Below are 23,305 nucleotides of genomic sequence, written 5' to 3'. Positions count from 1 at the left end.
CTGCGCAGCAGCCGACCCGATCACCGGACAGCCGACAGCGAAGGCAGCGTGCAGCGTGCGGGTCAGCCCTTGTGGCGTGGCTTGCGTGCGGGGCGCGAGTCTCGATCGCCGTACGAGCCGCGGTCGCCGCGGTCGCCGCGCGAGTCGCGGTTGCCCTTGTAGCCGCCGTCGCGCGAGGTCCGGCGGTTCGGAACGCCGCGATCCGGCTTGATCTCGATCAACTGGCCGGAGATCCGGGTGTCGCGCAGCCGCTCGAGGACCGACGGGTCGAGATTCACGGGGAGCTCGACGATCGAGAAGTCCGGCTTGATCGAGATCGCACCGAAGTCGTCGCGGCCGAGACCGCCCTCGTTCGCCAGCGCTCCGACGATCTGGCGCGGCTCGACGCGCTGAAGACGGCCGACCTCGATGCGGTAGGCGGCGTAGTCCCCGCGACCACGACGCTCGCGCGGCGTGCGATCCCCGCGGTCGGCCCGCTCACCGCGCTCGCGCGGCGGGCGGTTGTCGCGCTCGACGGCGCGCGAGAGAGCGTCGTTCTCGGGATCCAGCAGCAGGGGAGTGTCGCCCTGGGCGACGACGGCGAGGGCAGCGGCGACATCCGACTCTGGCACGTCATGGTTGCGCACGTAGTGCGCGATGATGTCGCGGAAGCCCTCGATGCGACTGGTCTCCTCGAGCGCGGCGGTGATCGCGTCGTCGAAGCGCGTGAGGCGCGTGGTGTTGACATCCTCGAGGGTGGGCAGCTGCATCTGGGTGGGCTGCTGACGCGTGGCCTTCTCGATGTGCTTGAGCAGGTAGCGCTCGCGCGGGGTGATGAAGCTGATCGCGTCGCCCGAGCGACCCGCGCGGCCGGTGCGGCCGATACGGTGCACGTACGACTCGGTGTCGGTGGGGATGTCGAAGTTGACGACGTGGCTGATGCGCTCGACGTCGAGACCGCGGGCCGCCACGTCCGTCGCCACGAGGATGTCGAGCTTGCCGTCCTTCAGCTGATTCACGGACCGCTCGCGCTGGGCCTGCGGCACGTCACCGTTGATCGCGGCGGCCGAGTAGCCGCGGGCGCGCAGCTTCTCTGCGAGCGTCTCGGTCTCGTTCTTCGTGCGGACGAAGACGATCATCCCGTCGAAGTTCTCCACCTCGAGGATGCGGGTGAGCGCGTCGACCTTCTGCGCGTAGGACACGACCAGATAGCGCTGGGTGATGTTCTGGTTGGTCGTCGTCTTGCCCTTGATCGCGACCTCTTCCGGGTCGCGCAGGTAATGCTGCGCCAGACGGCGGATGGTGGCGGGCATCGTCGCCGAGAACAGCGCGACCTGCTTCTCCTCCGGCGTCTGAGCCAGGATCTGCTCGACGTCCTCGGCGAAGCCCATCTTCAGCATCTCGTCGGCCTCATCGAGCACGAGGTACTTCAGCTCGGAGAGGTCGAGGGTGCCCTTCGCCTGGTGGTCCATGATGCGGCCGGGGGTGCCGACCACGATGTGCACGCCGCGGCGGAGCGCCGACAGCTGCACGCCGTAGGCCTGGCCGCCGTAGACCGGGAGCACTCGGACGTCCTTCATCCGCGCCGAGTAGGACTCGAACGCCTCGCATACCTGCAGGGCGAGCTCGCGGGTCGGGGCCAGCACGAGCACCTGCGGCGTCTTCTGCGTGAGGTCGAGGTTCTCCAGCACCGGCAGCGCGAACGCCGCGGTCTTCCCTGTTCCGGTCTGCGCGGTGCCCAGCACGTCGCGGCCCTGGAGAAGCAGCGGGATCGTCGCCGCCTGGATCGGCGAGGGCGTCTCGTAGCCGAGGTCGTGGATGGCCTTCAGCACCGGCCCGGTGATGCCGATCTCGTCGAATCCGGGGGTGGCGGGCGTCTCGGCCTCGGCAGTCTCAGGGGAAGTCACTTCCCAACCGTACAGCGCGGAGGCCCCTCAGCGCTGGGAGAACGCCCCCTCAGACGCCCCTGTCCCCGTCAACCGGCCGAGTTCAGTTCGAGCAGCCGCTCCTTGACCTGGCGTCGCAGCACCTTGCCGATCAGCGACTTCGGCAGCTCGTCGACGACGAACAGACGGCGGGGCACCTTGTACGGCGTGAGGATGCTGCGGGCGAACTCGCGCACGGCCTCCACATCGATGTCCGTGCCGCCGTCGACGACGATCGCCGCGACGACTTCCTCGCCGGAGTGGCTGCTGGGCAACCCGACGACGGCGGCATCCAGCACATCCGGATGCTGGCGCAGCACGCCCTCGACCTCCGTCGGCGCGACGTTGAAGCCGCCGGTGATGATGAGCTCCTTGATGCGGTCGACGATGCGGACGAACCCGCCCTCGTCGATCGTGACGATGTCACCGGTGCGGAACCAGCCGTCCACGAAGACCGCCTCGGTCTCCTCGGGCTTGCCGTAGTAGCCCTGGAACACCTGCGGGCCGCGCACGACCAGCTCACCGGCCGAACCGGGCTCGACGTCGCGGGTGGGCTCGTCGGGGTCGACCACACGGCACTCGGTGCCCGGCAGCGGCAGGCCGACGGTGCCGGGCACGCGGTTGTCGGCGACGGGGTTGGCCATCAGCACGGGGGAGCACTCGCTCAGTCCGTAGCCCTCCACGAGGTAGCCGCCGCTCGCCTTCTCGAAGGGGACGACGAGCTCGTGCGGCAGCGCCATGGCGCCCGAGATCGCGACCTCGGTGCCGACCAGTGATACGCCCTTCTCCTGCGCGGCCTTGAGCAGGCGCTCGGCGATCGGCGGCACGAGCGGCAGGAAGGTCGCGGGATGCTTCTTCGCGACATCCAGCACGAGGTCAGGGTCGAACTTCGGGAACAGCACGAGGCGCGCGCCCATCGACATCGCGAAGGTGAGGCACAGTGTCAGGCCGTAGGCGTGGAACATCGGGAGCACCGCGTAGACCACGCATCCCTTTCCTCGCTGGATCTGCGGCACCCAGGCCTGCGCCTGAGCGGCGTTGGCCAGCAGGTTCCGGTGCGTCAGCGCCGCACCCTTGGGCGTGCCGGTGGTTCCGGAGGTGTACTGGATGATGGCCAGGTCGTCGGTCTCCGGCTTCGGGTGAGAAGCCGGGATCGGCTCGGCCCTCAGCACGTGCTCCCACGGAATGGTGCCGCGCACCTTCTCGGTCAGTGCCTCGCGCGACTCGCGGGCCTTCTGCACCGGCAGCTTCAGCGCCAGGCGCATGCCGAACGGCATGCCGTTCACGACATCCACCGAGATGAGGTTCTGCACGGCGAGGTCGGCGGGGAACTCCTGCACCGACTTCACGACCTTGTTCCACACGATCGCGTGCTTCGCGCCGTGGTCCTCGAACTGCTTGCGCAGCTCGCGCGGCGTGTACAGCGGGTTGTGCTCGACGACGACAGCGCCCAGACGGAGCACCGCGTAGAACGCGACGATGTGCTGCGGCGAGTTCGGCAGGACGATGGCGACCGGGTCGCCCGCGCCGACGCCGAGGTCGCGCAGGCCGGCGGCCGCGCGATCGATCTGCTCCTGCAACTGGCGGTAGCTGGTCTCGCGGCCGAAGAACTGCAGTGCCGGGGCATCCGGATAGTCGCGAGCGGATGCCGCCACGATGTCGATCAGCGAGCCGGAGACGGGGGAGAGGTCCTCGGGAACACCGTCTGCGTAGCTGGCGGTCCACGGGCGAGGGGGTACGAACGTCGTCACCAGACCACCCTATTCCGATGAGTCTGATCCCGTTGCCGCCCGCTCAACGAGCGAGGAGCAGTCTCGTAGACTGAGGACGTGTCTGAAATCACCCCTGATCTCGTGCGCCATCTCGGCGTGCTCGCGCGCATCCAGCTCTCCGACGACGAGGTGACGCAGCTGACCGGTCAGCTCGACGCCATCGTCGACAACATCGCGAAGGTGTCCGAGGTGGCGACGCCTGACGTCATCGCGACCAGCCACCCGATCGCGATGAGCAACGTCTTCCGACCCGACGAGGTCGGGCAGACGCTGACGCACGAGCAGGCGCTGCAGAACGCCCCGGATGCTGCAGACGGCCGCTTCCGTGTGACCGCCATTCTGGGAGAAGAGCAGTGAGCGACATCGTCCGCCTTACCGCAGCCGAGCTGGGCGAGAAGCTCTCCGCCGGCGAGATCTCGAGCGTCGAGGCCACGCAGGCCCACCTCGACCGCATCGCCGCCGTCGACGGCGACGTGCACGCCTTCCTGCACGTCAACGAGAACGCCCTCTCGGCCGCCGCCGAGATCGACGCCCGCCGTGCCGCGGGTGAGCAGCTCGGCCCGATCGCGGGCGTGCCGCTGGCCGTCAAGGACGTGCTGGTCACCACCGACATGCCCTCCACCAGCGGGTCGAGGATCCTCGAGGGCTACATGTCGCCCTTCGACGCGACGGTCGTGGCGCGCTCACGCGCCGCAGGCCTCATCCCGCTCGGCAAGACGAACATGGACGAGTTCGCGATGGGCTCCTCCACCGAGCACTCCGCGTTCGGACCGACTCACAACCCCTGGGACCTGGAACGGATCCCCGGTGGTTCCGGCGGCGGCTCCGCTGCAGCCGTGGCGGCATTCGAGGCGCCGCTGGCGCTGGGCTCCGACACCGGTGGCTCGATCCGCCAGCCGGCGCACGTGACCGGCACGGTCGGCACCAAGCCCACCTACGGCGGCGTGAGCCGCTACGGCTCGATCGCGCTGGCCTCCAGCCTCGACCAGGTCGGGCCTGTCACGCGCACCGTGCTCGACGCGGGTCTGCTGCACGACGTTATCGGCGGCCACGACCCGAAGGATTCGACCTCGCTGCCGCAGGAGTGGCCGTCGTTCGCCGCCGCCGCCCGTGAGGGCGCCACCGGCGAGGTGCTCAAGGGCCTGAGGGTCGGCGTCATCAAGGAACTGCCCGACTCCGGGTTCCAGTCCGGTGTCGCCGCGTCGTTCCGCGAGTCGCTGGCGCTGATGGAGGCGCAGGGCGCGGAGATCGTCGAGATCTCGGCCCCGCACTTCGAGTACGGCGTCGCCGCCTATTACCTGATCCTCCCCGCAGAGGCATCCAGCAACCTGGCGAAGTTCGACTCGGTGCGGTTCGGCCTGCGGGTCACCCCTGAGGGCGGAGCGACCGTCGAGGACGTCATGTCGGCCACCCGCGAGGCAGGTTTCGGCCCCGAGGTCAAGCGCCGTATCATCCTGGGCACCTACGCTCTCTCGGCCGGCTACTACGACGCCTACTACGGCAGTGCGCAGAAGGTGCGCACGCTGATCCAGCGCGACTTCGACCAGGCGTTCTCGCAGGTCGACGTCATCGCGACGCCGTCGGCGCCGACCACGGCGTTCAAGCTCGGCGAGAAGATCGACGACCCGCTGCAGATGTACCTCAACGACCTGACGACGATCCCGGCGAACCTCGCCGGCGTGCCCGGCATCTCGATCCCCTCCGGTCTCGCCGCCGAGGACGGCCTGCCGGTCGGCATCCAGTTCCTCGCGCCCGCTCACGAGGATGCCCGGCTCTACCGCGTCGGCGCCGCCCTCGAGGCCGCGCTGCTGGATACGTGGGGCGCCCCCCTTCTCGACAAGGCACCGATTCTCGGAGGAGCCCGCTGATGGCCACCGTCAAGCTCATGGATTACGACAAGGCCCTCGAGCTCTTCGAGCCGGTGCTCGGCTTCGAGGTGCACGTCGAGCTGAACACGCGCACGAAGATGTTCTCGGACGCCCCGAACCCCGCCAACGAGGAGTTCCACGGCGCAGAGCCGAACACGCTCATCGCCCCGGTCGACCTCGGGCTGCCCGGGTCGCTGCCGGTCGTCAACGCCACCGCGGTGCGCTCGTCGATCAGCCTCGGTCTGGCGCTGGGCTGCTCGATCGCCGAGTCCAGCCGTTTCGCGCGGAAGAACTACTTCTACCCGGACCTGGGCAAGAACTATCAGATCTCGCAGTACGACGAGCCGATCGCCTTCGAGGGCTCGGTCGAGGTCGAGCTCGAGGACGGCACGCTCGTGACGATCCCCGTCGAGCGCGCACACATGGAGGAGGACGCCGGCAAGCTCACCCACATGGGCTCCACCGGCCGCATCCAGGGCGCCGAGTACTCGCTGGTCGACTACAACCGCGCCGGCGTCCCGCTGGTCGAGATCGTCACGAAGCCGATCTTCGGCGCGGAGCACCGTGCTCCCGAGTATGCGAAGGCGTACATCTCGGCGATCCGCGACATCGTCCGTGCCCTCGGCATCTCCGAGGCGCGTCTCGAGCGAGGCAACCTGCGCTGCGACGCGAACGTCTCGCTGCGCCCGCGCGGCCAGGAGAAGCTCGGCACGCGCACCGAGACGAAGAACGTCAACTCGATGCGCTCGGTGGAGCGCGCGGTCCGGTACGAGATCCAGCGTCAGGCGGCGATCCTCGCCGACGGCGGCACGATCACGCAGGAGACCCGGCACTGGCACGAGGACACCGGCACCACCTCGCCTGGTCGTCCGAAGTCGGACGCCGACGACTACCGCTACTTCCCGGAGCCGGACCTGCTGCCCGTCGTCCCGCCCCGCGAGCTGGTCGAGGAGCTGCGTGCGGCTCTGCCCGAGCAGCCGGTCGCGCGGCGGCGCCGGCTGAAGGCCGAGTGGGGCTTCACCGACCTGGAGTTCCAGGACGTGCGCAACAGCGGTCTGGTCGAGGTCGTCGAGGCGACCATCGCGGCAGGCGCCTCACCGGCATCCGCCCGCAAGTGGTGGACCGGTGAGATCACGCGCCTCGCGAACGCGCAGGAGAAGGATGCCACGGAGCTGGTCAGTCCCGAGAACGTCGCGGCGCTGCAGCAGCTGGTCGACGCCGGCACGCTGACCGACAAGCTCGCGCGTCAGGTGCTCGAGGGCGTCATCGCCGGTGAGGGTTCTCCGCAGGAGGTCGTGGATGCCCGTGGCCTGGCCGTCGTCTCCGACGACGGCGCGCTGATCGCCGCGATCGACGACGCTCTGGCCGCGCAGCCCGACGTGATGGCGAAGATCAAGGACGGCAAGGTGCAGGCCGCCGGCGCGATCATCGGTGCGGTCATGAAGGCGATGAAGGGCCAGGCGGATGCTGCCCGCGTGCGCGAGCTGGTGCTGGAGCGCGCCGCTCAGTGACCCGGCGAGCGCAGTGACTCGATGGTGCCCGGGGCGTCGAACGCTCCGGGCACTGTCATGTCGTCGCCGGGGGCGGCGGCGTGAGCAGCAGGCCCGCCGTGAGCAGCCGGGCGATCGCGCGCAGGCTCGCGGGCTCGTGAAGATGCGGGCGTGAGCCCGGTCGCGCCTCCAGGGGCCGGGCCGTGATGGTTGCGGCCCAGGCATCCGCTGCCGCCCGCAGGGCATGCTCGTCCGCTCTGCCGGGGAGGCTGGCGCGCAGCGCGCGCTCGACCAGTTCGTGCAGTGCATGCCGGTAGCGGGAGAGTGCTGCACTGACCTCGGGTCGGGTGTGGGACTCGTGCCAGATGATCTCTCGCAGGACCTCGGATGCCGCGCGAGCGTGCATCACATGGTCGCCGACGTTCAGCAGCGTCTGCACGGGGTCGCCCCGCACCGTGAGCGGCCCCGGATCGAGCGCGTCCGTACCGAGCCGCTCCTCGAGAAGCGCCCCGAGCACGTCCTGCTTGGTCGGGAAGTAGTAGAACAGCAGCCCCTTCGGAACTCCCGCGGCGCGTGCGATCCGTGCGGTCGAGGAGCCGTCGAAGCCGTGACGGGCGAAGAGCGACTCCGCCGCATCGAGGATGCGTGTTCGCGCTGTCGCCTGGTCGCCGTCGTCGGTCATGGTCGCCCCTTCCACGGGAGCGGGGCGGTGGTCGCCCGCCGCCCCGTCCTGTTCGCCCTGCAGGTCACGCGTGTGCTGCTCGATGTCCACCGTGCGACGCCTTGTGCGCCTTCTCGGCGGGCACGAGCGCCCACAGGCCCGCCGCCGCACCGACGAAGCCGCAGATCCACGAGGTCCATGCCGGCCCCGCGTCGCCGGCGAAGCCGCCGATCCACGGGGAGATGAACAGCAGCGCTCCGATGGCGGCGATGATCCATTCCATCGACACCATCCCCGGCGCCGCCATGCTCCACAGTCCTGCGGCGATCATCAGCACGCCCAGCACGATCATCATGGACATCGACGCCGCCGTGCGCGGGGTCGTCCAGATGCTCGCCAGGGCCGCGTACAGTCCGGCGGCCACGGCCACCCAGTCCTGCCAGCGAGTCCACCTCTTCATTGAACTCATCCTCCTCAAGGTCAGATGGCTCCCGAATCGGGGGTCGAGGCTCACTCTACGCCGCTGTTTGACCGATCGGTCAAGATTTTGGAAGTCGATGTCCGTGGGCTCCGCGAGAATGGATGCATGGGACGGGGTGACGGATCGGGGCGCATCGTCTCGCCCGCAGGGGCCGACGACAGCGGCACCGGGATCCTGCACGTCGACATGGACGCGTTCTACGCGTCCGTCGCGACGCTGGACGACCCGTCGCTGCGTGGTCTGCCGCTGATCATCGGAGCGCCGGACGGCCGCTCGGTGGTCTCCAGCGCTTCGTACGAGGCGCGCCGGTTCGGGGTCCGCTCGGCGATGCCGGTGTCGCAGGCGCTGCGGCTCTGTCCCTCCGCGCGCATCGTCATGCCGGACTTCCGCCGCTATCAGGAGGTCTCGGCGCAGGTGATGGCGATCTTCGAGTCGTTCACGCCCCTGGTCGAGCCGCTGTCGATCGACGAGGCGTTCCTCGACGTGCGCGGCGTACGCAGGCTGTGGGGGAGTCCAGGCGAGATCGCCACCCTCATCCGGCGTCGGGTCGCAGATGAGGTCGGCATCAACTGCAGCGTGGGGGTCGCCGCGACCAAGCACGTGGCGAAGATGGCCTCGACGCTGTCCAAGCCCGATGGCCTGCTCATCGTTCCCGGTGCGCGCACCCAGGAGTTCCTCGACCCTCGTCCTGCGGGAGCCATGTGGGGCGTCGGACCGAAGGCCGCCGAGGCGCTGGAGCGTCGCGGCATCCACACGATCCGTGATGTGCGCGAGGCCGCGCCCGGCATGCTGGAGCGCGCGCTGGGCCCCGCGGCCGGCGGCCGCCTGCGGCAGCTGGCCAGGGGAGAGGATGCCCGTGAGGTCGAGACCGAGCGCGTAGAGAAGAGCATCGGCCACGAAGAGACCTTCGACGTCGACGTCATCGACGCCGACGTGCTGCGTGCGGAACTGCTGCGACTCGCCGACCGGGTCGGTGTGCGCCTGCGCGCCGCGTCCTGGGAGGCCCGCACAGTGGCGATCAAGGTGCGCTTCGCGGATTTCACCACGATCACCCGTGCGCAGTCGCTGTCCGAGCCGACGGACGTCGGTCAGCGCATCGGCGAGACCGCCGTGGCACTGTTCGACGCCCTCGAACGCCGTGATCCGATCCGGCTTCTCGGTGTGCGCGCCGAGAAGCTGCAGAGTGCCGGATCCGCCGGAATCGCGCTCTGGGATGACGACGCCGAGCGACGCCGGCTGGAGAATGCGCTGGACGACGCCCGCGCACGGTTCGGAAGCAGCACGATCACGCGCGCCCGCCACGTCGGCCGAGGCGACATGCGCGACGGAGCGAATCCGCGTTCCTTCGGCCGGGAATGACCCGCGACACCGGGCCGCGCTTCCAGTAGCGTGGTGGCATGCCCAACATCGCAGTGGAACTCGGTAAGCAGGCCGCCTCATTCGGGGTCAAGAGCGCCTACGGAGAACCCGTCGACGTCGACGGTGTGAGCATCACGCCGGTCGCTCTGGCAGTGACCGGCTTCGCCGGTGGCAGCGGCGAAGGCATCGAGGGTGGATCGGGCGGTGGCACCGCCATCCCGCTCGGCGTCTACGTGCGCCGCGAGGAGGGGCTTCGCTTCGAGCCGAACCTGATCACGCTGCTGGCGGTCGGCATCCCCTTCGTCTGGATCGCAGGACGCGCGCTCACCCGCATCATCCGTGCCCTCAAGAAGTAGCGACCCGTTCGGGGAGCGCCTCGACGAGGCCGTCGTCCGCATCACCGCGGCCGTGCGCGCCGTGAGCTCGCCGAACCCCGTCGTCGTGATCGACGGACGCAGCGGTGCGGGCAAATCCACCCTGGCGCGCCGGGTGGCCGAGAGCTGGCCGCTGGCGGTCCCCGCGCAGCTGGTCGCCCTTGATTCGTTCTACCCGGGGTGGGACGGTCTCGCAGAGGGCGGAAGGATCGCGTTCGAGAATGTGCTGTATCCGCACGCGCGCGGCGAGACCGGCACCTGGCAGCGGTGGGACTGGGAGCGCGGCGCCACAGCCGAGGGCCACACCGTCGATCCGGCGCTCGGGCTCGTCGTCGAGGGGTGCGGAGCGCTGACGCGGGATGCCGCGGCGGTCGCCGACGTGCGGGTCTGGTCCGACGGCCCTGCGGAGGGCAGGAAGCACCGTGCACTCGAACGTGACGGTGACGGTTTCCGTCCGTACTGGGACCGCTGGGCGGCGCAGGAGGAGGCGCACATCCGCACGCATGATCCTGCCTCACTGGCGTCGATCGTCGTGACCGTGCCCTGAGGACGGGCCCTCAGAACCGGGCATCCCGTTCGTCGGCCGCCTGGATGAGACCCTCGAGCCGGTAACCCAGCCAGTCGTACACGCCGTAGCGCGGATCGTCCCGGTCGTGGACATCGGTGTCCTCGACGCCGATCCGGGACGCGAGCACCAGGCGCAGCGCGGTCAGCGTGCGAAGCCACGCGTCCAGGTGGTCACCGGGGATGATCGCGTCTCGGGGACGCATCGCGTCGCGGGGGCTCAGGCCTCGCTCGCTCTCGAACGCCGCGAGATCGGCACGCACGAGCGCAGCCTCAGCGCCGCGGCGGTCGAGCAGGTCGCCGCGGGTGAGGCCGGCGTAGTCCGCGGCGGCCTTCTCATCGTCGGGGTAGGCGGACGGCGTGAGCCTCTGCAGCGCGGCATCCGCATCCCGCTCCGGCGCATCGACCAGCAGCAGGAACTGGTCGAGCAGCTCGATCAGGTGCTGTCCCTCGATCACGGCCAGCGGCAGGACGACGGTGTGCTCGCTCATCGGGACGCCTTCCGTACCGTCGCCCACAGTCCGAAGTCGTGCATCGCCTGCGCGTGCACCTCCATGGTCTCGCGCGGGCCCGTCGCGACGACGGCCTGTCCCTCGTGGTGCACGGCGAGCATCAGCGCGGTCGCGCGCTCGTCGGAGTAGCCGAAGTAGCGCCGGAACACGCGTACGACGTAGCTCATCAGGTTGACCGGATCGTCCCACACCACGAGCTCCCACGGCTCCAGGGGAGCGGCGACGAGGTCCTGATCCAGGTCGAGGTCGGGCAGTGCGATCGGAGTGCTCATGCCCACCCCATCTCATGCAGCTGCTCGTCGTCGATGCCGTAGAAGTGCGCGATCTCGTGCACCAGCGTGGTGTGCACCTCGTCGCGCAGCTCCTGCTCGGTCTCACAGGCCTCCAGATGCGCGTGGCGGTACACGATGATGCGATCCGGCAGTTCTCCGAGCCCGTACTGTCCTCGCTCCGTGAGCGCCAGCCCGTCGTACAGGCCGAACAGATCCTCGCCGTTCTCGGGCGCGTCCTCGACGACGAACACGATGTTGTCCAGTCCCTCGACCATCTCGTCGGGCAGCAGGTCGAGCTCGTCCACGACGAGCTCCTCGAAGGCACCGGCATCCATCTCCATCGGAACAAGCTTATGAGAGGACTCTCACGGTGGCGGCGCCCGTTTCCCTGCTCACGGAGAAGCGCGAGCGGGATGGTCGATGCATGGCGATTCTGGAGCATCCGGCGGCGACCGCCGCGGAGCGAGCGGCGGGGGCGACCCGTGCGCGACCGCGTGTCGTCGCCCCGTGGATCGGACTCGGTGTCGCGCTGATGACCTACATCGGCGCCGGTATCCCGTCGTACTGGGGCGACGAGGCGGCGAGCGTCATGTCGGCGCAGCGGCCGTGGTCGAGCCTCGCGTCCGAGCTGTCCACCGTGGATGCCGTGCACGGCATGTACTACGCGCTGCTGCACCTGTGGGTGGGCGTGTTCGGCACCGGCGAGTGGTCGACCAGGGCGCTCAGCACGATCGGCATCGGGTTCCTCGCGGCCGGTGTGGTCGTTCTCGGCCGGCGCTGGTTCGATCAGCGCACCGCGATCCTCGCGGGTCTGCTGATCGCGGTGATCCCGCGGGCGAGTCTGCTCGCGATCGAGGCCCGCGGCTACTCCATCGCCGCCGCGGCGGCCGTGTGGCTCACGATCCTGTTCGTGCAGCTCGTCGACCGGGACGCCCGGAGGCGTGCCTGGATCGGCTACGGAATCGCCGTGGCCGTGTCGGGGACGTTCTTCCTCTACCTGCTGATGATGCCTGTGGTGCACTTCGTCGCGCTGCGCACCCGGCGGGAGCGGACGAGTGCCCGCGTCGTGCGGCGCTGGCTGACAAGCCTCGCGATCGCGGCCCCACTCTCTGTTCCGATCGTGGTGGTGTCGCAGTTCCAGAAGGGACAGATCGCATTCCTCGCGCATCGCAGCTACGTCACGCCGGCCGGTGTGGTGGTCACGCCCTGGTTCGGGCATCTGCCCGTGGCGCTGGTGATGTGGCCGCTGCTCATCCTCGGCGCCCTGGTGCTGGCTCGTGCGTCCAGGCGCGGCGACACACGGGCCGAGGGCTTCCTGCCCGTCCTGACCTGGCTGCTGCTGCCCGCCTTCGCGCTGATCCTGTTCGACCTGCTCGTCTCGCCGGTCTACAACCCGAGGTACCTGTCGTTCAGCCTGGCAGCCGTCGCGCTGCTGATCTCGGCGGGGGTCTGGGCCGTCCTGGACGCCGCCCGCCGGATCGGGGCGAGGAACGCCATGGCGGCCGCGGTCATCGTGCTCACGGCCGTCGCCGCGGTGACCGTCGTCCCCGAGTTCGTGCGGCAGCGCACGCCGTTCGCCAAGGACGGCGGTGCCGACTTCCGCGCCGCCGCCGCGGAGGTCGGGGAGCACGCCCGTCCCGGCGACACGGTGCTCTTCGGCATCACCTCTCGCAACTCGCGCGCCCCGCGTCTCGCATACCGGCTGTACCCGGGCGACTTCGCGGGACTCCGCGACCCGCAGCTGATCACCGCCTATGACCGCACGAACGGTCTGTGGGACAGGCTCGCGACCGTCTCCGACGTGGCACGCGGGCTGAGCAGCGACACGGTCTGGCTGCTCGAGTCCGGCAGCACAGGGTCGTCGAAGGCCGACCTCGCGGCCCTGCAGGCCGCGGGCTTCACCCGGACAGCGCGCACGCACATCCATCGCACCGTCGTCTACGAGTTCCAGAAGGGAAAGCAGTCATGAGCGAGAGCACCATCGTGGTCCTGCCCACGTACAACGAGATCGAATCGCTCCCCGAGGTGGTCGCCCGCCTGCGCGAGGCGGTATCCGAGGCGCACGTCCTCATCGTCGACGACGCGTCCCCCGACGGCACCGGTGACCTGGCCGATCTGCTGGCGGCGCGGATTCCGGAGATCCATGTGCTGCACCGCCGCGAGAAGCAGGGGCTCGGTCCGGCCTACATCGCAGGCTTCGCTGAGGCGGTGCGGCTCGGCTTCGAGGTGATCGTGCAGTCGGATGCCGACGGCTCGCACCGCCCGGAGGATCTGCCGGCGCTGCTCGCCGGACTCGACGGCCACGACCTGGTGATCGGCTCCCGGTGGGTGGCCGGCGGCGACGTGCAGCGCTGGTCTCTGCACCGCTACCTGCTCTCCCGCGCGGGCAGCGTGTACGCCGGAGCGATGCTCGGTCTGCATCAGAAGGACCTCACCGGCGGCTACCGTGTGTTCCGGGCCGAGGCACTGCGCGCGATCCACCCGGAACAGGTGACCAGCCGCGGATACTGCTTCCAGATCGAGATGCTCGATCGCGCCGTGCGCAGCGGATGCCGCGTGGTCGAGGTGCCGATCATGTTCGACGACCGGCTGCACGGCGAGTCGAAGATGTCGGGCCGGATCGTCGTGGAAGCCCTGCTGCAGGTGACCCGGTGGGGGATGGCCCGCAGGTTCGGCCGGGACCGGATCCCGGCGGCTCCGGTCAGGGAGCCCTCTCATGTCTGAAGGAGTGCTGTCCCGCGGTGCGGCACCCCGGCTGACGCGCCTGGCCGTGCAGGTGCTGAAGTTCGGCGTGGTCGGCGGCGTGGGATTCGTCGTGGACGTCGCGCTGTTCAACCTGCTCCTGTTGCATCCGGTGGCAGGCATCCCGGCCTGGCCGGTCGCTGCGAAGACCGTCTCGACGGTCGCGGCGATCGCCGTGAACTGGGTCGGGAACCGGATGTGGACCTTCCGGGAGCATCGCCGTGCCGACACCGTCCGTGAGGGCGTCGAGTTCCTCATCGCGAGCCTCGTCGGCAGCGGAGTCTCGCTGGTGTGTCTGGCGTTCTCGCACTACGTACTGCAGCTGACCACGACCGTCGATGACAACGTCTCCGCCAACGTGATCGGCCTGATCCTCGGCTCCCTCGTGCGGTTCGCGGCCTATCGCTGGTGGGTGTTCGCCGACACGTCCCCGGATGAAGCCGTGGGGAGCAGCACCGTCGCGGTCGCCCCGAGCCCCGGACGATCCTGGAGCGAGGCGGAGCCGCCGGCGAGCGTCGCGAGTCGCGCGACGATCGCGAGCCCCAGCCCGCCGCCCGAGTAGGACGATGACGGGTCGCGCACGAAGCGCTCGAAGGCGCGGTCGGCGATCGTGGGCTCGACTCCGCCGGCGTCGTCCTCGACCTGCAGCGTCAGGACATCCGTCGTCTGCGTGAGGGTCAGCAGCACGTGGACGTCGTGATCGCCGGCTGCGCCGAGCGCGTTGTCCACGAGGTTGTCGATCACCCGCCCGAAGTCGGATGCGGCGATGCGTGCGACCGCGGACGCATCAGAGGTCTCGATGCGGAAGTCCAGGTCGATCTCACGCTCGCGCGCGTCCTCCGCAGCGCGCAGGCGGATGCCGTCGACGCGCTCGGTGAGCTCGGTCGCCAGCTCGCCGACGGTGGCGGTGCCGCCGGCATCCGCCGCCTCGATCCGTGACAGCTGCAGGAGGGAGTCGGCGATGCGCACGAGTCGTGTCAGCGTGTCACGGGCGTCGTCCAGCACAGCGGCATCCGCGGCGGGATCCGTGCCGTCGACGAGGGCGAGCTGCGACTGCAGCACGGCGAGCGGGTTGCGCAGCTCATGGCTGGCGTCCGACACCATCTGCCGTTCGCGCTCGCTCGCGGAGCGCATGCGCTCGAGCAGATCGTTCATCGTCCGCGCGAGAGCGTTGAGCTCATCCTTCGCGTCACCCACCGGGAGCAGGTCGTCATGCCGGCGCACCGCCAGGGACGCCGCACTGCGGCGGAGCTCCTCGACGGGACGCAGCGCGGCGCCGGACACGAACCAGGAGCCGAGGGCGAAGACCAGCGCGCCGACGGCGAGGATGGTCAGGAGCAGCTTCTCCACGCCGCCGAGCACGTCCTCGCCGATGTCCGTGTCGCGGGTCGCGATCACGTACCAGGTGCCATCCGCGGTCTTCACCGGATCGACGTAGACGTAGTACGTCTCCTTGGACGTGCGGATGCTGTGCAGCCCGGAGCCGTCCGCGATGATCTCGTCCAGGCGATGCTGGAGGCTCTTCGGCAGCGTGTTCATGCGGATGGTGCCGGAGGGGTCCACCACTGCGACATGCTGCTTGATCCCGGGCTTCTCGAAGTGCTCCTGAGGGTCCTCCTTGATCACGCCGCGGTACACCTCGGTGATGGCGTGCAGCACGGCCTTTTCGCGTGCCTCCACGATCACCGTGATCTGCGCGTACACCGCGATCGATGCGGTGATGAGCAGCAGCACGGCGACCAGCGTCGAGCCGATGGTGATGCGCGCCCGCACCGACAGCCGCGAGAGCATCACGGAGCCTCGACCTGGCGGGGGTCCGTCAGCCGGAAGCCGACGCCGCGCTCGGTCTCGATCTGCATCGCGGAACCGGCTGCAGTGAGCTTCCTGCGCACGTAGCGCACGTACTGGTCCACGACGTTGGACTGGAAGTGCGGCGACCCCCACACCTCCGCCAGCAGATCCGGGCGCGAGACGGTGCTGCCAGGGTGCTCAGCGAGGACGCGGAGCAGGTCGGCTTCGCGTCGGCTGAGCGGGTGGTCGCGTCCGGCGACCGTGAGGATGCCGCGGTCGGTGCTGAGGGTGAGGTCGCCGAACTGCAGCCGGGTGGTCGCGAGGCTCTCGCGACGTCGGAGCGCGCGCAGCCTGGCGTACAGCTCGGCGAAGTCGAAGGGCTTGATGAGGTAGTCATCGGCGCCGGCATCGAGACCGCGCACCCGATCGTCGATCGCGTCGCGGGCGGTCAGCATGAGGATGCCCAGGCCCGTGGTCTGCTGACGGAGTCGCCGGCAGAGCTCGAACCCGTTCATCCCGGGGAGGTTCACATCGACGACCGCGAGGTCGAAGTCGTGGTCCGAGGCCAGTGTCAGGGCCGCGATGCCGTCGATGGCCGACGCCGTCTCGTAGCCTTCGCGCGACAGCTGCCGGGCGATGAGGTCCGCGAGCTGTGGTTCGTCGTCGACGACGAGCACCCTGGTGGTCACAGCGGGATTCTACGTGAGCCGTACGCGGAGGCGGGCCGGACGCTCAGCGCGTCCGACCCGCCTCCGGTGCGACTCAGTGAGCGTCGGGAGCGACGATCTCGGGGAGCACGGCCTCGAACTTGGCGTCGAAGGCAAGGGCGCCGAGCTTGTGGCCCTGGTTGGCGGCCTCGGCGACCACCGTGGCGCCGAAGGTGGAGCTCTTCAGGCGCTGGTTCGGGGTGCCGTGGTGGCCGTCGTTGGTGAAGGCGCAGTCGCCGACGTTGTAGAACGACGCCTCGACGTCGAGCGTGCGAGCGGCGTTCAGCGCCCCGCCGCGGGCGTGCACCAGGTAATAGGTGCCGTACGCGTCGGCCATCAGCTCGGTGCGACGAGTCGCCTCGGGTCCGGTCAGCGGCGACTCGAACAGGTTGTTGGCGTACTGCACCTGGTGGCCGTACTCGTGCGCGAGGACGCCGAGCGGCGCCGCCTTGTCCTGCAGCCCCACGCCGCGCAGACCGGCGAGCACGCCGTCACCCATGACGATGCGCTTGGTCAGGCCGGGGAACTCCGCGACGTCCTCGGGGGCCGGGTCGAATGCGAACGCGTTGAACGTGAAGTAGGGGTTGTCGCCCTGTCGCAGGCCGGGCTGGCTGTAGATCAGTTCCTGGACGTACTCGGCGATCTCGCGAGCGGTTGCGGCGTCGAGGCCGTACAGAGCGGTGTAGACCCGCACCATGCGATCGACCGAGCGGTAGGTGTCGCCCTTCATCGGGATCAGCTGGATGTCGGAGCCGTCGAAGTCCCAGAACTTCTTCAGGCCGGCCATCGTGCGGTTGAGCTCGTTCGTGTAGGTGCCGTCCAGACCGAAGACGTTCCGCTTGTCCTGCGAGCCGAAGATCAGCGCGTCATAGGTCGCGAGGTCGAATCCGGCGAGCTGGTCGATCTGCTTCAGGACCGCCCGGTCGACACCGGCGAGCTCGCCCGTGAGCCATCCGTCGATGGGAGTGGCTGCGCACTGGTAGTCGCCGGGGTTGATCACACTCTCGGCCCGGTCTGCCCACGCGGTGTCGTCGAGGCCGAAGCGCGCACGCGCGTCGGCGACGCGCGCGGACCAGTCCGCGGGCAGCTCTGCCTTCAGAGCGTCGAACTGAGACGCCGAGGCGATCTGGACGGTGCCGGTGCCAGCGCTGGCGGTGTCCGCCATCGCGGCCGGCGCGAAGCTGAGACCGAGAGCGACGGCGAGACCAGCGGCGAGGCCGCAGGAGGTCGACTTCTTGAACATGTTGTGTTCTCCCATGTGAATCGCATCCCGACGCTGTTGTCGGGCGCACGAGACCGAACCTATCGGCCTGGATGCAGGCGAACACAGCACATCCGGCGTGTCGCTGGCGCGATGACTGCGGGAGATGCGAAAGGAGCGGGATGCATATGCATCCCGCTCCTTGTTGGGGTGAGTAACGGGGCTTGAACCCGCGACCCCCGCGACCACAACGCGGTGCTCTACCAGCTGAGCTATACCCACCATGTGCCGGCCGGAGCAGGCAACCGCTCCAGTGTATTACATGTTCGGGGTGAACTCTGACACGGTGCGCTCCGAGATGGCTCGAGCCTCGTCGGTGGACGGTCCGGGCTCGTCCACGAACACCGCTTCGCGGTAGTACTGCAGCTCGCGGATGGACTCCAGGATGTCGGCGAGGGCGCGATGCCCGCCGTCCTTCGCCGGGGCGTTGAAGAACACCCGCGGGTACCAGCGGCGGGACAGTTCCTTGATGCTCGACACGTCGACGTTGCGATAGTGCAGGTACTGGTCGAGCTCGGGCATGTACTTGGCGAGGAACATGCGGTCCGTGCCGATCGTGTTGCCGGCCAGGGGAGCCTTGCGCTCCTGCGGCACGAACCGGCGGATGTACGCGAGGGTCTGCGCGGTCGCCTCGGCGAGAGAGACTCCCTGCGGGATCTCCTCGATGAGCCCGGAGGTCCGGTGCATCTCGGTCACGAAGTCGTTCATGTGATCGAGCGCGGCGTCGCTGGGCCTGATCACGACGCTGAATCCGGGGTCGAGGGGTTTCAGGGTGAAATCCGTGACGACGACAGCGATCTCGACGAGCTCATCGACAGCGAGGTCGAGGCCGGTCATCTCGCAGTCGATCCAGACGAGCCGGTCGTTCTCTGACGCAGAAACCATGCGTCGATCTTATCGACGGGTCCCGACACGGTAATCTGAGGGTTCCCGCCCCCTTAGCTCAGAGGAAGAGCATCGGCTTTCTAATCCGTTGGTCGCAGGTTCGAATCCTGCAGGGGGCACCGTTCAGAACCGCAGCGCTGCGACCGCGTCGTCAGCGTCCCAGAACTCGCCGACCAGCAGGAACAGGCCGGTGGACGTCTGCAGACGCTCGGCCCGATAGCGGATGCCGAGGGGGTCGGCGACGACGCGGAGATGGCCGCGGATGCTGCCGCGCTCATCGAGCACGCGCCAGAGCCGGTCGCCCGCGCGCTGCAGGCTCTCGCGGCCGTGTCTGATGGTCGGGGCGGTCCAGGGCAGGGCGAGTGCAGGGGCTCCGGTGGGGCGTTCGGCGGTGATCATGATGTCGTCTCCTCTCACCTTCGAACATAGAGACGGCCACCGACATCGCCACGAAGGATGTGCGACGGATGCCGTCGCTCCCTACACTGTGCTGGTGACGTGGACGACCTGGCTCTCTCTGCTGGTCGCGTGCACCGTGATCAGCCTCACGCCGGGCGCGGGGGCGATCAACACCATGACCAATGCCCTGAACCAGGGCTGGCGGCGCTCGCTCTGGGGAGTCGCCGGTCAGCAGGTCGCGCTGATCGTGCACGTGGCCATCGTCGCCGCCGGCCTCGGACTGCTGGTGGCGAAGTCACCGTTCCTCTTCGAGACGATCCGGTACCTCGGCGCCGCGTACCTGGTCTTCCTCGGCATCCGGCTGATGCTCGCGAAGCCGCAGGCAGGGGAGGAGGGGGTCGTCGTACCGGTCTCCCGCGAGGGCGGCTGGTCGATGTTCCGCCGCGGCTTCTGGGTGAACCTGCTCAACCCGAAGGCGATCGTCTTCTTCATCGCGTTCGTGCCGCAGTTCATCCGCCCAGGGCAGGACGCGCTGCCGCAGTATCTGATCCTGATCGCGACGGTGATCGTCGTCGATGTGCTCGTGATGTGGTTCTTCTTCGCCGCGGCGGCCAAGTCGTTCCGCCGCTTCACGTCCACTCCTCGAGGTCAGCGCATCTTGAACCTCGTGTTCGGCGCCCTGTTCATCGCGGTCGCTGCGCTCCTGCTGTTCGTGCACTGACGCCGCGTCGACTCGTCCTGCACAGCGTCGCGATCCCGCGGACTCCGCACAGTCACGGGAACTCCGGCGTCCGCGCTTCGTGCGCTCCGGCACGCTGGTGCGATCCGGGCTGCGACCCGGGCTCACGAAGGAGAACGACATGTCCGACACAGTGACGATCATCGGCAACGTCGCCAGCGATCCGCTGCGCAACACGACGAATCGCGGTGACGCCGTGATCAGGTTCCGGCTGGCCTCCCCGCACCGCTGGCTCGACCGCAGCACGGGTGCCTGGAACGAGGGCGACCCGAACTGGTACGACGTCTCGGCGTTCCGCCAGCTCGCCGAGAACGTGAGGGCCTCTCTGCACACGGGCGATCCCGTGATCGTCACCGGGCGGCTCAAGGTGCGCAGGTGGGAGGCGAACGGCAAGTCCGGAACCTCGGTCGAGATCGAGGCGGATGCGATCGGACACAACCTGAAGCACGGCGCCAGCGCGTTCGTGAAACCGCATCGGGCCGCGGCGCAGGATGCGGTGGACCGTGTTCCGCCGCAGTCCGATGAGGAAGCACCGGGCGCCGATGACCGAGCAGCTGACATCGACGCGTCCTGGTCGGTGCCCGCGACGGAGACATCCGAGGAGACCGAATCCTCGTTCCCGGAGCTCATCCCGACGTGATCCGCGTCCGGACGCGCGCGGTCGAAGAAGCCGGGCGTCTCCGGGACCCGAACCCGGAGACGCCCCCTCCTAGAATCGGAGGGTGCATCGTCGATCGTCAGCCTTCGCGCGACGCCGCCTGGGCGCGATCACCCTGTCGGCTGGCCTCCTTCTGACGACAGCGTGCGCACCGGACCCGGTGCCCACACCGAGCGACTCGGAGCCGGTGACGTCGCCCACGCCTCGGTCGACCGCGACGCCGACGGCGCCTGCGCTGCACGCCGACGGCACGGCCGCCGACAACCTGCCGCTGTTCGCCGAGGTTACGGCGCGGGTATGGTCCTCGGGCAGGCGCGCCGAGGGACGCGCCTACGTCGACGCGCTCGTCGCGGCCGGCTTCCCGCGGGATCGGATGCAGGTCACGGCGGACGAGACCACGGTGGGCAACCCGGTGGAGAGCCTGCAGTTCTCGGTCGCCTGGGGCGACGCGGAGTGTCTCGTCGGCCAGGTCGGGCCGTCCACGGGTGCACCCGTGACGGCCGTGCTCCCGCAGCTCGCCGAAGGTCGCTGTCTCGTGGGCGAGACGAGGCCGATCGACTGGTAGCGGTGCCGCTCCGGGCTCGGGGCTCGCGCCCCGGAGAAGGCCGGTAGGCTGGTGTGTCGGTGTGCGTCGGCGACGCAGATGCACACCCCGCAAGCACACCCGCCGACAGTAAGGGGCTCCTCCGTGGCCGAGTACATCTACTCCATGGTCCGCGCACGAAAGGCCGTGGGCGACAAGCTCATCCTCGATGACGTGACGATGGCGTTCCTGCCCGGCGCGAAGATCGGCATGGTCGGCCCGAACGGCGCCGGCAAGTCGACGATCCTGAAGATCATGGCGGGCCTGGACACGCCGTCCAACGGCGAGGCCAAGCTCACCCCGGGCTTCTCGGTCGGCATCCTCATGCAGGAGCCCGAGCTCGATGAGACGAAGACCGTGCTGGAGAACATCCAGGACGGCATCGCGATCAAGGCGAAGGTCGACCGCTTCAACGAGATCTCCGCGCTGATGGCCGACCCGGACGCCGACTTCGACGCGCTGCTGGCAGAGATGGGCACGCTGCAGGAGGAGATCGACGCCGCCGACGGATGGGACCTCGACTCCCAGCTGGAGCAGGCCATGGACGCGCTGCGCACGCCGCCAGGAGACGCCGAGATCGCTCCGCTCTCCGGTGGTGAGAAGCGTCGTGTCGCGCTGGCGAAGCTGCTGCTGCAGAAGCCCGACCTGCTGCTGCTCGACGAGCCCACCAACCACCTCGACGCGGAGAGCGTGCTCTGGCTCGAGCAGCACCTGCAGTCCTACAAGGGCGCCGTCATCGCGGTCACCCACGACCGGTACTTCCTCGACCACGTCGCCGAGTGGATCGCCGAGGTCGATCGCGGTCGCCTGATCGGCTACGAGGGCAACTACTCGACGTACCTCGAGAAGAAGGCCGAGCGTCTCGACGTCCAAGGCAAGAAGGACGCCAAGCTCGCCAAGCGCCTGAAGGACGAGCTCGAGTGGGTGCGCTCCAGCGCCAAGGGTCGTCAGACCAAGTCGAAGGCCCGTCTGGCCCGCTACGAGGAGATGGCTGCCGAGGCGGAGCGGACCCGGAAGCTCGACTTCGAGGAGATCCAGATCCCCGCCGGCCCTCGCCTCGGCAACGTGGTGATCGAGGCGAAGAACCTGCAGAAGGGCTTCGGCGACCGCACCCTCATCGACGGTCTCAGCTTCAGCCTGCCGCCGAACGGCATCGTCGGCGTCATCGGCCCGAACGGCGTCGGCAAGACCACGCTTTTCAAGACCATCGTGGGCCTCGAGCCGCTCGACGGCGGCGACCTGAAGGTCGGCGAGACGGTCAAGATCAGCTACGTCGACCAGTCCCGCGCGAACATCGACCCGAACAAGACGCTGTGGGAGGTCGTCTCCGACGGACTCGACTTCATCACCGTCGGCAAGATCGAGATCCCCTCGCGCGCCTACGTCTCGAAGTTCGGCTTCAAGGGACCGGACCAGCAGAAGAAGGCCGGCGTGCTCTCCGGCGGTGAGCGCAACCGCCTGAACCTCGCGCTCACGCTCAAGGAGGGTGGCAACCTGCTGCTGCTCGACGAGCCGACGAACGACCTCGACGTCGAGACCCTGAGCTCGCTCGAGAACGCGCTGCTCGAGTTCCCCGGATGCGCCGTGGTCATCACCCACGACCGGTGGTTCTTGGACCGCATCGCGACCCACATCCTCGCCTACGAGGGCACGGACGAGAACCCCGCCCAGTGGCACTGGTTCGAGGGCAACTTCGAGTCCTATGAGGCGAACAAGATCGAGCGCATGGGGCCGGAGGCGGCGCGTCCGCACCGCACCACCCACCGCAAGCTTCACCGCGACTGAGCCGCGGCGCGATGGCCGAGCACCTGCACCTACCGGTGCACCTGCGCTGGGGAGACCTGGACGCGTACAACCACGTCAACAACACCTCGATGCTCAAGCTGCTCGAGGAAGCGCGGGTGCGAGCGTTCTGGATCCCCGGCGACGGGGAGGACGGTCCGCCGACCGCGATCCTCGATCCCGGCATCAGCCAGGGCATGCTCACGCTCGTCGCCAGGCAGGAGATCGAGTACCTCGCTCCGGTGCCCTATCAGCGGCATCCGCTGGACGTGGAGATGTGGTTCGGCAAGATCGGCGGCTCCAGCATGGAGGTCTGCTACGAGGTGCACAGCCCGCAGGCGACGCCCGAGCGCACTCTCTACGCGCGGTCGACGGCGGTGATCGTGCTGGTGGACGCCGTCAGCGGCCGCCCCACCCGCATCACGCCCGAGATGCGATACGCGTGGGGCCCGTACGTCGACGAGCCGATTCGCTACGCGCACCGCTGAACCCGGCCCCGCG

The 23,305-nt window shown here is 69.0% G+C and carries 25 protein-coding genes, 2 tRNA genes and 1 pseudogene; 15 read left to right on the top strand and 13 right to left on the bottom strand.

What is annotated here, in order from left to right; genetic code table 11:
* Positions 1 to 62: 62 nt before the first annotated feature.
* Together ACFVAE_RS02960 and ACFVAE_RS02955 are read right to left on the bottom strand one after the other, a co-directional pair.
* Positions 63 to 1,886, bottom strand: a complete 1,824-nt coding sequence (locus tag ACFVAE_RS02960; RefSeq protein ID WP_378887714.1) for a DEAD/DEAH box helicase — start codon at positions 1,884 to 1,886, stop codon at positions 63 to 65.
* A 68-nt stretch (positions 1,887 to 1,954) separates the two neighbouring features.
* The gene (locus tag ACFVAE_RS02955; protein ID WP_378887712.1) at positions 1,955 to 3,655 is read right to left on the bottom strand and encodes a long-chain-fatty-acid--CoA ligase; all 1,701 of its coding nucleotides are present in this window, start codon (positions 3,653 to 3,655) and stop codon (positions 1,955 to 1,957) included.
* A 78-nt stretch (positions 3,656 to 3,733) separates the two neighbouring features.
* Between ACFVAE_RS02955 and gatC the strand changes: the two genes are divergently transcribed.
* Genes gatC through gatB form a run of 3 tightly spaced genes read left to right on the top strand, consistent with a single transcriptional unit; the run spans position 3,734 to position 7,055 of the window.
* A complete protein-coding gene (gatC, locus tag ACFVAE_RS02950; protein WP_378887710.1) occupies positions 3,734 to 4,033 on the top strand; it encodes an Asp-tRNA(Asn)/Glu-tRNA(Gln) amidotransferase subunit GatC in 300 nt (99 codons plus the stop codon).
* Positions 4,030 to 5,544, top strand: a complete 1,515-nt coding sequence (gatA, locus tag ACFVAE_RS02945) for an Asp-tRNA(Asn)/Glu-tRNA(Gln) amidotransferase subunit GatA (protein WP_378887708.1) — start codon at positions 4,030 to 4,032, stop codon at positions 5,542 to 5,544. Before gatC ends, gatA begins: the two co-directional genes overlap by 4 nt.
* The gene (gatB, locus tag ACFVAE_RS02940; protein ID WP_378887706.1) at positions 5,544 to 7,055 is read left to right on the top strand and encodes an Asp-tRNA(Asn)/Glu-tRNA(Gln) amidotransferase subunit GatB; all 1,512 of its coding nucleotides are present in this window, start codon (positions 5,544 to 5,546) and stop codon (positions 7,053 to 7,055) included. Before gatA ends, gatB begins: the two co-directional genes overlap by 1 nt.
* Positions 7,056 to 7,110: 55 nt before the next feature.
* Here gatB and ACFVAE_RS02935 read toward each other — a convergent pair whose 3' ends face one another.
* On the bottom strand, positions 7,111 to 7,806 hold the full coding sequence (locus tag ACFVAE_RS02935; RefSeq protein ID WP_378887704.1) for a TetR/AcrR family transcriptional regulator: 696 nt from the start codon (positions 7,804 to 7,806) through the stop codon (positions 7,111 to 7,113).
* Entirely contained in the window at positions 7,781 to 8,155 is a 375-nt protein-coding gene (locus tag ACFVAE_RS02930; protein ID WP_378887702.1) for an SPW repeat protein, read from the bottom strand. The genes ACFVAE_RS02935 and ACFVAE_RS02930 overlap by 26 nt, the downstream gene beginning before the upstream one ends.
* Positions 8,156 to 8,281: 126 nt before the next feature.
* On the opposite strand from ACFVAE_RS02930, the gene dinB reads away from it, so the two are divergent.
* Genes dinB through ACFVAE_RS02915 form a run of 3 tightly spaced genes read left to right on the top strand, consistent with a single transcriptional unit; the run spans position 8,282 to position 10,456 of the window.
* Positions 8,282 to 9,535: a DNA polymerase IV gene (dinB, locus tag ACFVAE_RS02925; RefSeq protein WP_378887700.1), complete on the top strand. Its 1,254-nt coding sequence runs from the start codon at positions 8,282 to 8,284 to the stop codon at positions 9,533 to 9,535.
* Positions 9,536 to 9,573: 38 nt separating this feature from the next.
* Positions 9,574 to 9,891 (top strand): hypothetical protein, encoded by a 318-nt coding sequence (locus tag ACFVAE_RS02920; RefSeq protein WP_378887698.1) that lies wholly within the window; start codon positions 9,574 to 9,576, stop codon positions 9,889 to 9,891.
* On the top strand, positions 9,875 to 10,456 hold the full coding sequence (locus ACFVAE_RS02915; RefSeq protein ID WP_378887696.1) for a hypothetical protein: 582 nt from the start codon (positions 9,875 to 9,877) through the stop codon (positions 10,454 to 10,456). Before ACFVAE_RS02920 ends, ACFVAE_RS02915 begins: the two co-directional genes overlap by 17 nt.
* A gap of 10 nt (positions 10,457 to 10,466) precedes the next feature.
* Here ACFVAE_RS02915 and ACFVAE_RS02910 read toward each other — a convergent pair whose 3' ends face one another.
* Genes ACFVAE_RS02910 through ACFVAE_RS02900 form a run of 3 tightly spaced genes read right to left on the bottom strand, consistent with a single transcriptional unit; the run spans position 10,467 to position 11,598 of the window.
* A complete protein-coding gene (locus ACFVAE_RS02910; protein ID WP_378887694.1) occupies positions 10,467 to 10,964 on the bottom strand; it encodes a DUF2017 family protein in 498 nt (165 codons plus the stop codon).
* Positions 10,961 to 11,257, bottom strand: coding sequence for an ATP-dependent Clp protease adapter ClpS (clpS, locus tag ACFVAE_RS02905; protein WP_378887692.1), 297 nt, complete (start codon positions 11,255 to 11,257; stop codon positions 10,961 to 10,963). Before clpS ends, ACFVAE_RS02910 begins: the two co-directional genes overlap by 4 nt.
* Complete coding sequence (locus ACFVAE_RS02900) at positions 11,254 to 11,598, bottom strand: metallopeptidase family protein (protein ID WP_378887690.1); 345 nt, start codon at positions 11,596 to 11,598, stop codon at positions 11,254 to 11,256. The genes clpS and ACFVAE_RS02900 overlap by 4 nt, the downstream gene beginning before the upstream one ends.
* 83 nt (positions 11,599 to 11,681) lie before the next feature.
* Here ACFVAE_RS02900 and ACFVAE_RS02895 point away from each other — a divergent pair, with 83 nt between their 5' ends.
* The 3 genes from ACFVAE_RS02895 to ACFVAE_RS02885 are packed head-to-tail and all read left to right on the top strand — an operon-like array spanning position 11,682 to position 14,561.
* Positions 11,682 to 13,226, top strand: a complete 1,545-nt coding sequence (locus tag ACFVAE_RS02895; protein WP_378887688.1) for a glycosyltransferase family 39 protein — start codon at positions 11,682 to 11,684, stop codon at positions 13,224 to 13,226.
* A complete protein-coding gene (locus tag ACFVAE_RS02890) occupies positions 13,223 to 13,981 on the top strand; it encodes a polyprenol monophosphomannose synthase (RefSeq protein ID WP_378887686.1) in 759 nt (252 codons plus the stop codon). Before ACFVAE_RS02895 ends, ACFVAE_RS02890 begins: the two co-directional genes overlap by 4 nt.
* Positions 13,974 to 14,561: a GtrA family protein gene (locus ACFVAE_RS02885; protein WP_378887684.1), complete on the top strand. Its 588-nt coding sequence runs from the start codon at positions 13,974 to 13,976 to the stop codon at positions 14,559 to 14,561. Before ACFVAE_RS02890 ends, ACFVAE_RS02885 begins: the two co-directional genes overlap by 8 nt.
* Here ACFVAE_RS02885 and ACFVAE_RS02880 read toward each other — a convergent pair.
* The 5 genes and pseudogenes from ACFVAE_RS02880 to orn form a co-directional block, all read right to left on the bottom strand.
* Positions 14,501 to 15,538, bottom strand: a pseudogene (locus ACFVAE_RS02880) (sensor histidine kinase); the annotation flags it as partial. The gene ACFVAE_RS02885 and the pseudogene ACFVAE_RS02880 sit on opposite strands and share 61 nt — an antisense overlap.
* A gap of 251 nt (positions 15,539 to 15,789) precedes the next feature.
* The gene (locus ACFVAE_RS02875) at positions 15,790 to 16,479 is read right to left on the bottom strand and encodes a response regulator transcription factor (protein ID WP_378887682.1); all 690 of its coding nucleotides are present in this window, start codon (positions 16,477 to 16,479) and stop codon (positions 15,790 to 15,792) included.
* Positions 16,480 to 16,552: 73 nt separating this feature from the next.
* The gene (locus tag ACFVAE_RS02870; protein ID WP_378887680.1) at positions 16,553 to 17,755 is read right to left on the bottom strand and encodes a hypothetical protein; all 1,203 of its coding nucleotides are present in this window, start codon (positions 17,753 to 17,755) and stop codon (positions 16,553 to 16,555) included.
* Between the two features lie 149 nt (positions 17,756 to 17,904).
* A tRNA-His gene (locus ACFVAE_RS02865) sits at positions 17,905 to 17,980 on the bottom strand.
* 36 nt (positions 17,981 to 18,016) lie between these two features.
* Entirely contained in the window at positions 18,017 to 18,643 is a 627-nt protein-coding gene (orn, locus tag ACFVAE_RS02860) for an oligoribonuclease (RefSeq protein WP_378887678.1), read from the bottom strand.
* A 47-nt stretch (positions 18,644 to 18,690) separates the two neighbouring features.
* Between orn and ACFVAE_RS02855 the strand changes: the two genes are divergently transcribed.
* Positions 18,691 to 18,762: transfer RNA gene (locus tag ACFVAE_RS02855), tRNA-Arg, on the top strand.
* A gap of 4 nt (positions 18,763 to 18,766) precedes the next feature.
* On the opposite strand, the gene ACFVAE_RS02850 is transcribed toward ACFVAE_RS02855, so the two are convergent.
* Positions 18,767 to 19,042 (bottom strand): hypothetical protein, encoded by a 276-nt coding sequence (locus ACFVAE_RS02850; protein WP_378887676.1) that lies wholly within the window; start codon positions 19,040 to 19,042, stop codon positions 18,767 to 18,769.
* Between the two features lie 94 nt (positions 19,043 to 19,136).
* Here ACFVAE_RS02850 and ACFVAE_RS02845 point away from each other — a divergent pair, with 94 nt between their 5' ends.
* From ACFVAE_RS02845 to ACFVAE_RS02825, 5 genes are all read left to right on the top strand, one after another.
* Positions 19,137 to 19,763, top strand: a complete 627-nt coding sequence (locus ACFVAE_RS02845; RefSeq protein ID WP_378887674.1) for a LysE family transporter — start codon at positions 19,137 to 19,139, stop codon at positions 19,761 to 19,763.
* A 139-nt stretch (positions 19,764 to 19,902) separates the two neighbouring features.
* Complete coding sequence (locus tag ACFVAE_RS02840) at positions 19,903 to 20,421, top strand: single-stranded DNA-binding protein (protein WP_378887672.1); 519 nt, start codon at positions 19,903 to 19,905, stop codon at positions 20,419 to 20,421.
* Positions 20,422 to 20,503: 82 nt separating this feature from the next.
* On the top strand, positions 20,504 to 21,004 hold the full coding sequence (locus tag ACFVAE_RS02835; RefSeq protein ID WP_378887670.1) for a DUF6993 domain-containing protein: 501 nt from the start codon (positions 20,504 to 20,506) through the stop codon (positions 21,002 to 21,004).
* Positions 21,005 to 21,127: 123 nt separating this feature from the next.
* Positions 21,128 to 22,807 (top strand): energy-dependent translational throttle protein EttA, encoded by a 1,680-nt coding sequence (gene ettA, locus ACFVAE_RS02830; protein ID WP_378887668.1) that lies wholly within the window; start codon positions 21,128 to 21,130, stop codon positions 22,805 to 22,807.
* An 11-nt stretch (positions 22,808 to 22,818) separates the two neighbouring features.
* A complete protein-coding gene (locus tag ACFVAE_RS02825) occupies positions 22,819 to 23,292 on the top strand; it encodes an acyl-CoA thioesterase (protein ID WP_378887666.1) in 474 nt (157 codons plus the stop codon).
* Positions 23,293 to 23,305: the final 13 nt, after the last annotated feature.

The sequence above is a fragment of the Microbacterium sp. NPDC057659 genome, from assembly GCF_042799915.1.
GTDB lineage: Bacteria > Actinomycetota > Actinomycetes > Actinomycetales > Microbacteriaceae > Microbacterium.
This window is presented reverse-complemented; position numbering and strand designations above follow the sequence as displayed.

Coding starts and splice junctions, on each gene's coding strand:
- gatB (WP_378887706.1), top strand. CDS start 5,544: ATGGCCACCGTCAAGCTCATGGATTACGACAAGGCCCTCGAGCTCTTC.
- ACFVAE_RS02930 (WP_378887702.1), bottom strand. CDS start 8,155: ATGAAGAGGTGGACTCGCTGGCAGGACTGGGTGGCCGTGGCCGCCGGA.
- dinB (WP_378887700.1), top strand. CDS start 8,282: ATGGGACGGGGTGACGGATCGGGGCGCATCGTCTCGCCCGCAGGGGCC.
- ACFVAE_RS02920 (WP_378887698.1), top strand. CDS start 9,574: ATGCCCAACATCGCAGTGGAACTCGGTAAGCAGGCCGCCTCATTCGGG.
- ACFVAE_RS02910 (WP_378887694.1), bottom strand. CDS start 10,964: ATGAGCGAGCACACCGTCGTCCTGCCGCTGGCCGTGATCGAGGGACAG.
- clpS (WP_378887692.1), bottom strand. CDS start 11,257: ATGAGCACTCCGATCGCACTGCCCGACCTCGACCTGGATCAGGACCTC.
- ACFVAE_RS02900 (WP_378887690.1), bottom strand. CDS start 11,598: ATGGAGATGGATGCCGGTGCCTTCGAGGAGCTCGTCGTGGACGAGCTC.
- ACFVAE_RS02895 (WP_378887688.1), top strand. CDS start 11,682: ATGGCGATTCTGGAGCATCCGGCGGCGACCGCCGCGGAGCGAGCGGCG.
- ACFVAE_RS02890 (WP_378887686.1), top strand. CDS start 13,223: ATGAGCGAGAGCACCATCGTGGTCCTGCCCACGTACAACGAGATCGAA.
- ACFVAE_RS02885 (WP_378887684.1), top strand. CDS start 13,974: ATGTCTGAAGGAGTGCTGTCCCGCGGTGCGGCACCCCGGCTGACGCGC.
- ACFVAE_RS02870 (WP_378887680.1), bottom strand. CDS start 17,755: ATGGGAGAACACAACATGTTCAAGAAGTCGACCTCCTGCGGCCTCGCC.
- orn (WP_378887678.1), bottom strand. CDS start 18,643: ATGGTTTCTGCGTCAGAGAACGACCGGCTCGTCTGGATCGACTGCGAG.
- ACFVAE_RS02850 (WP_378887676.1), bottom strand. CDS start 19,042: ATGATCACCGCCGAACGCCCCACCGGAGCCCCTGCACTCGCCCTGCCC.
- ACFVAE_RS02840 (WP_378887672.1), top strand. CDS start 19,903: ATGTCCGACACAGTGACGATCATCGGCAACGTCGCCAGCGATCCGCTG.
- ACFVAE_RS02825 (WP_378887666.1), top strand. CDS start 22,819: ATGGCCGAGCACCTGCACCTACCGGTGCACCTGCGCTGGGGAGACCTG.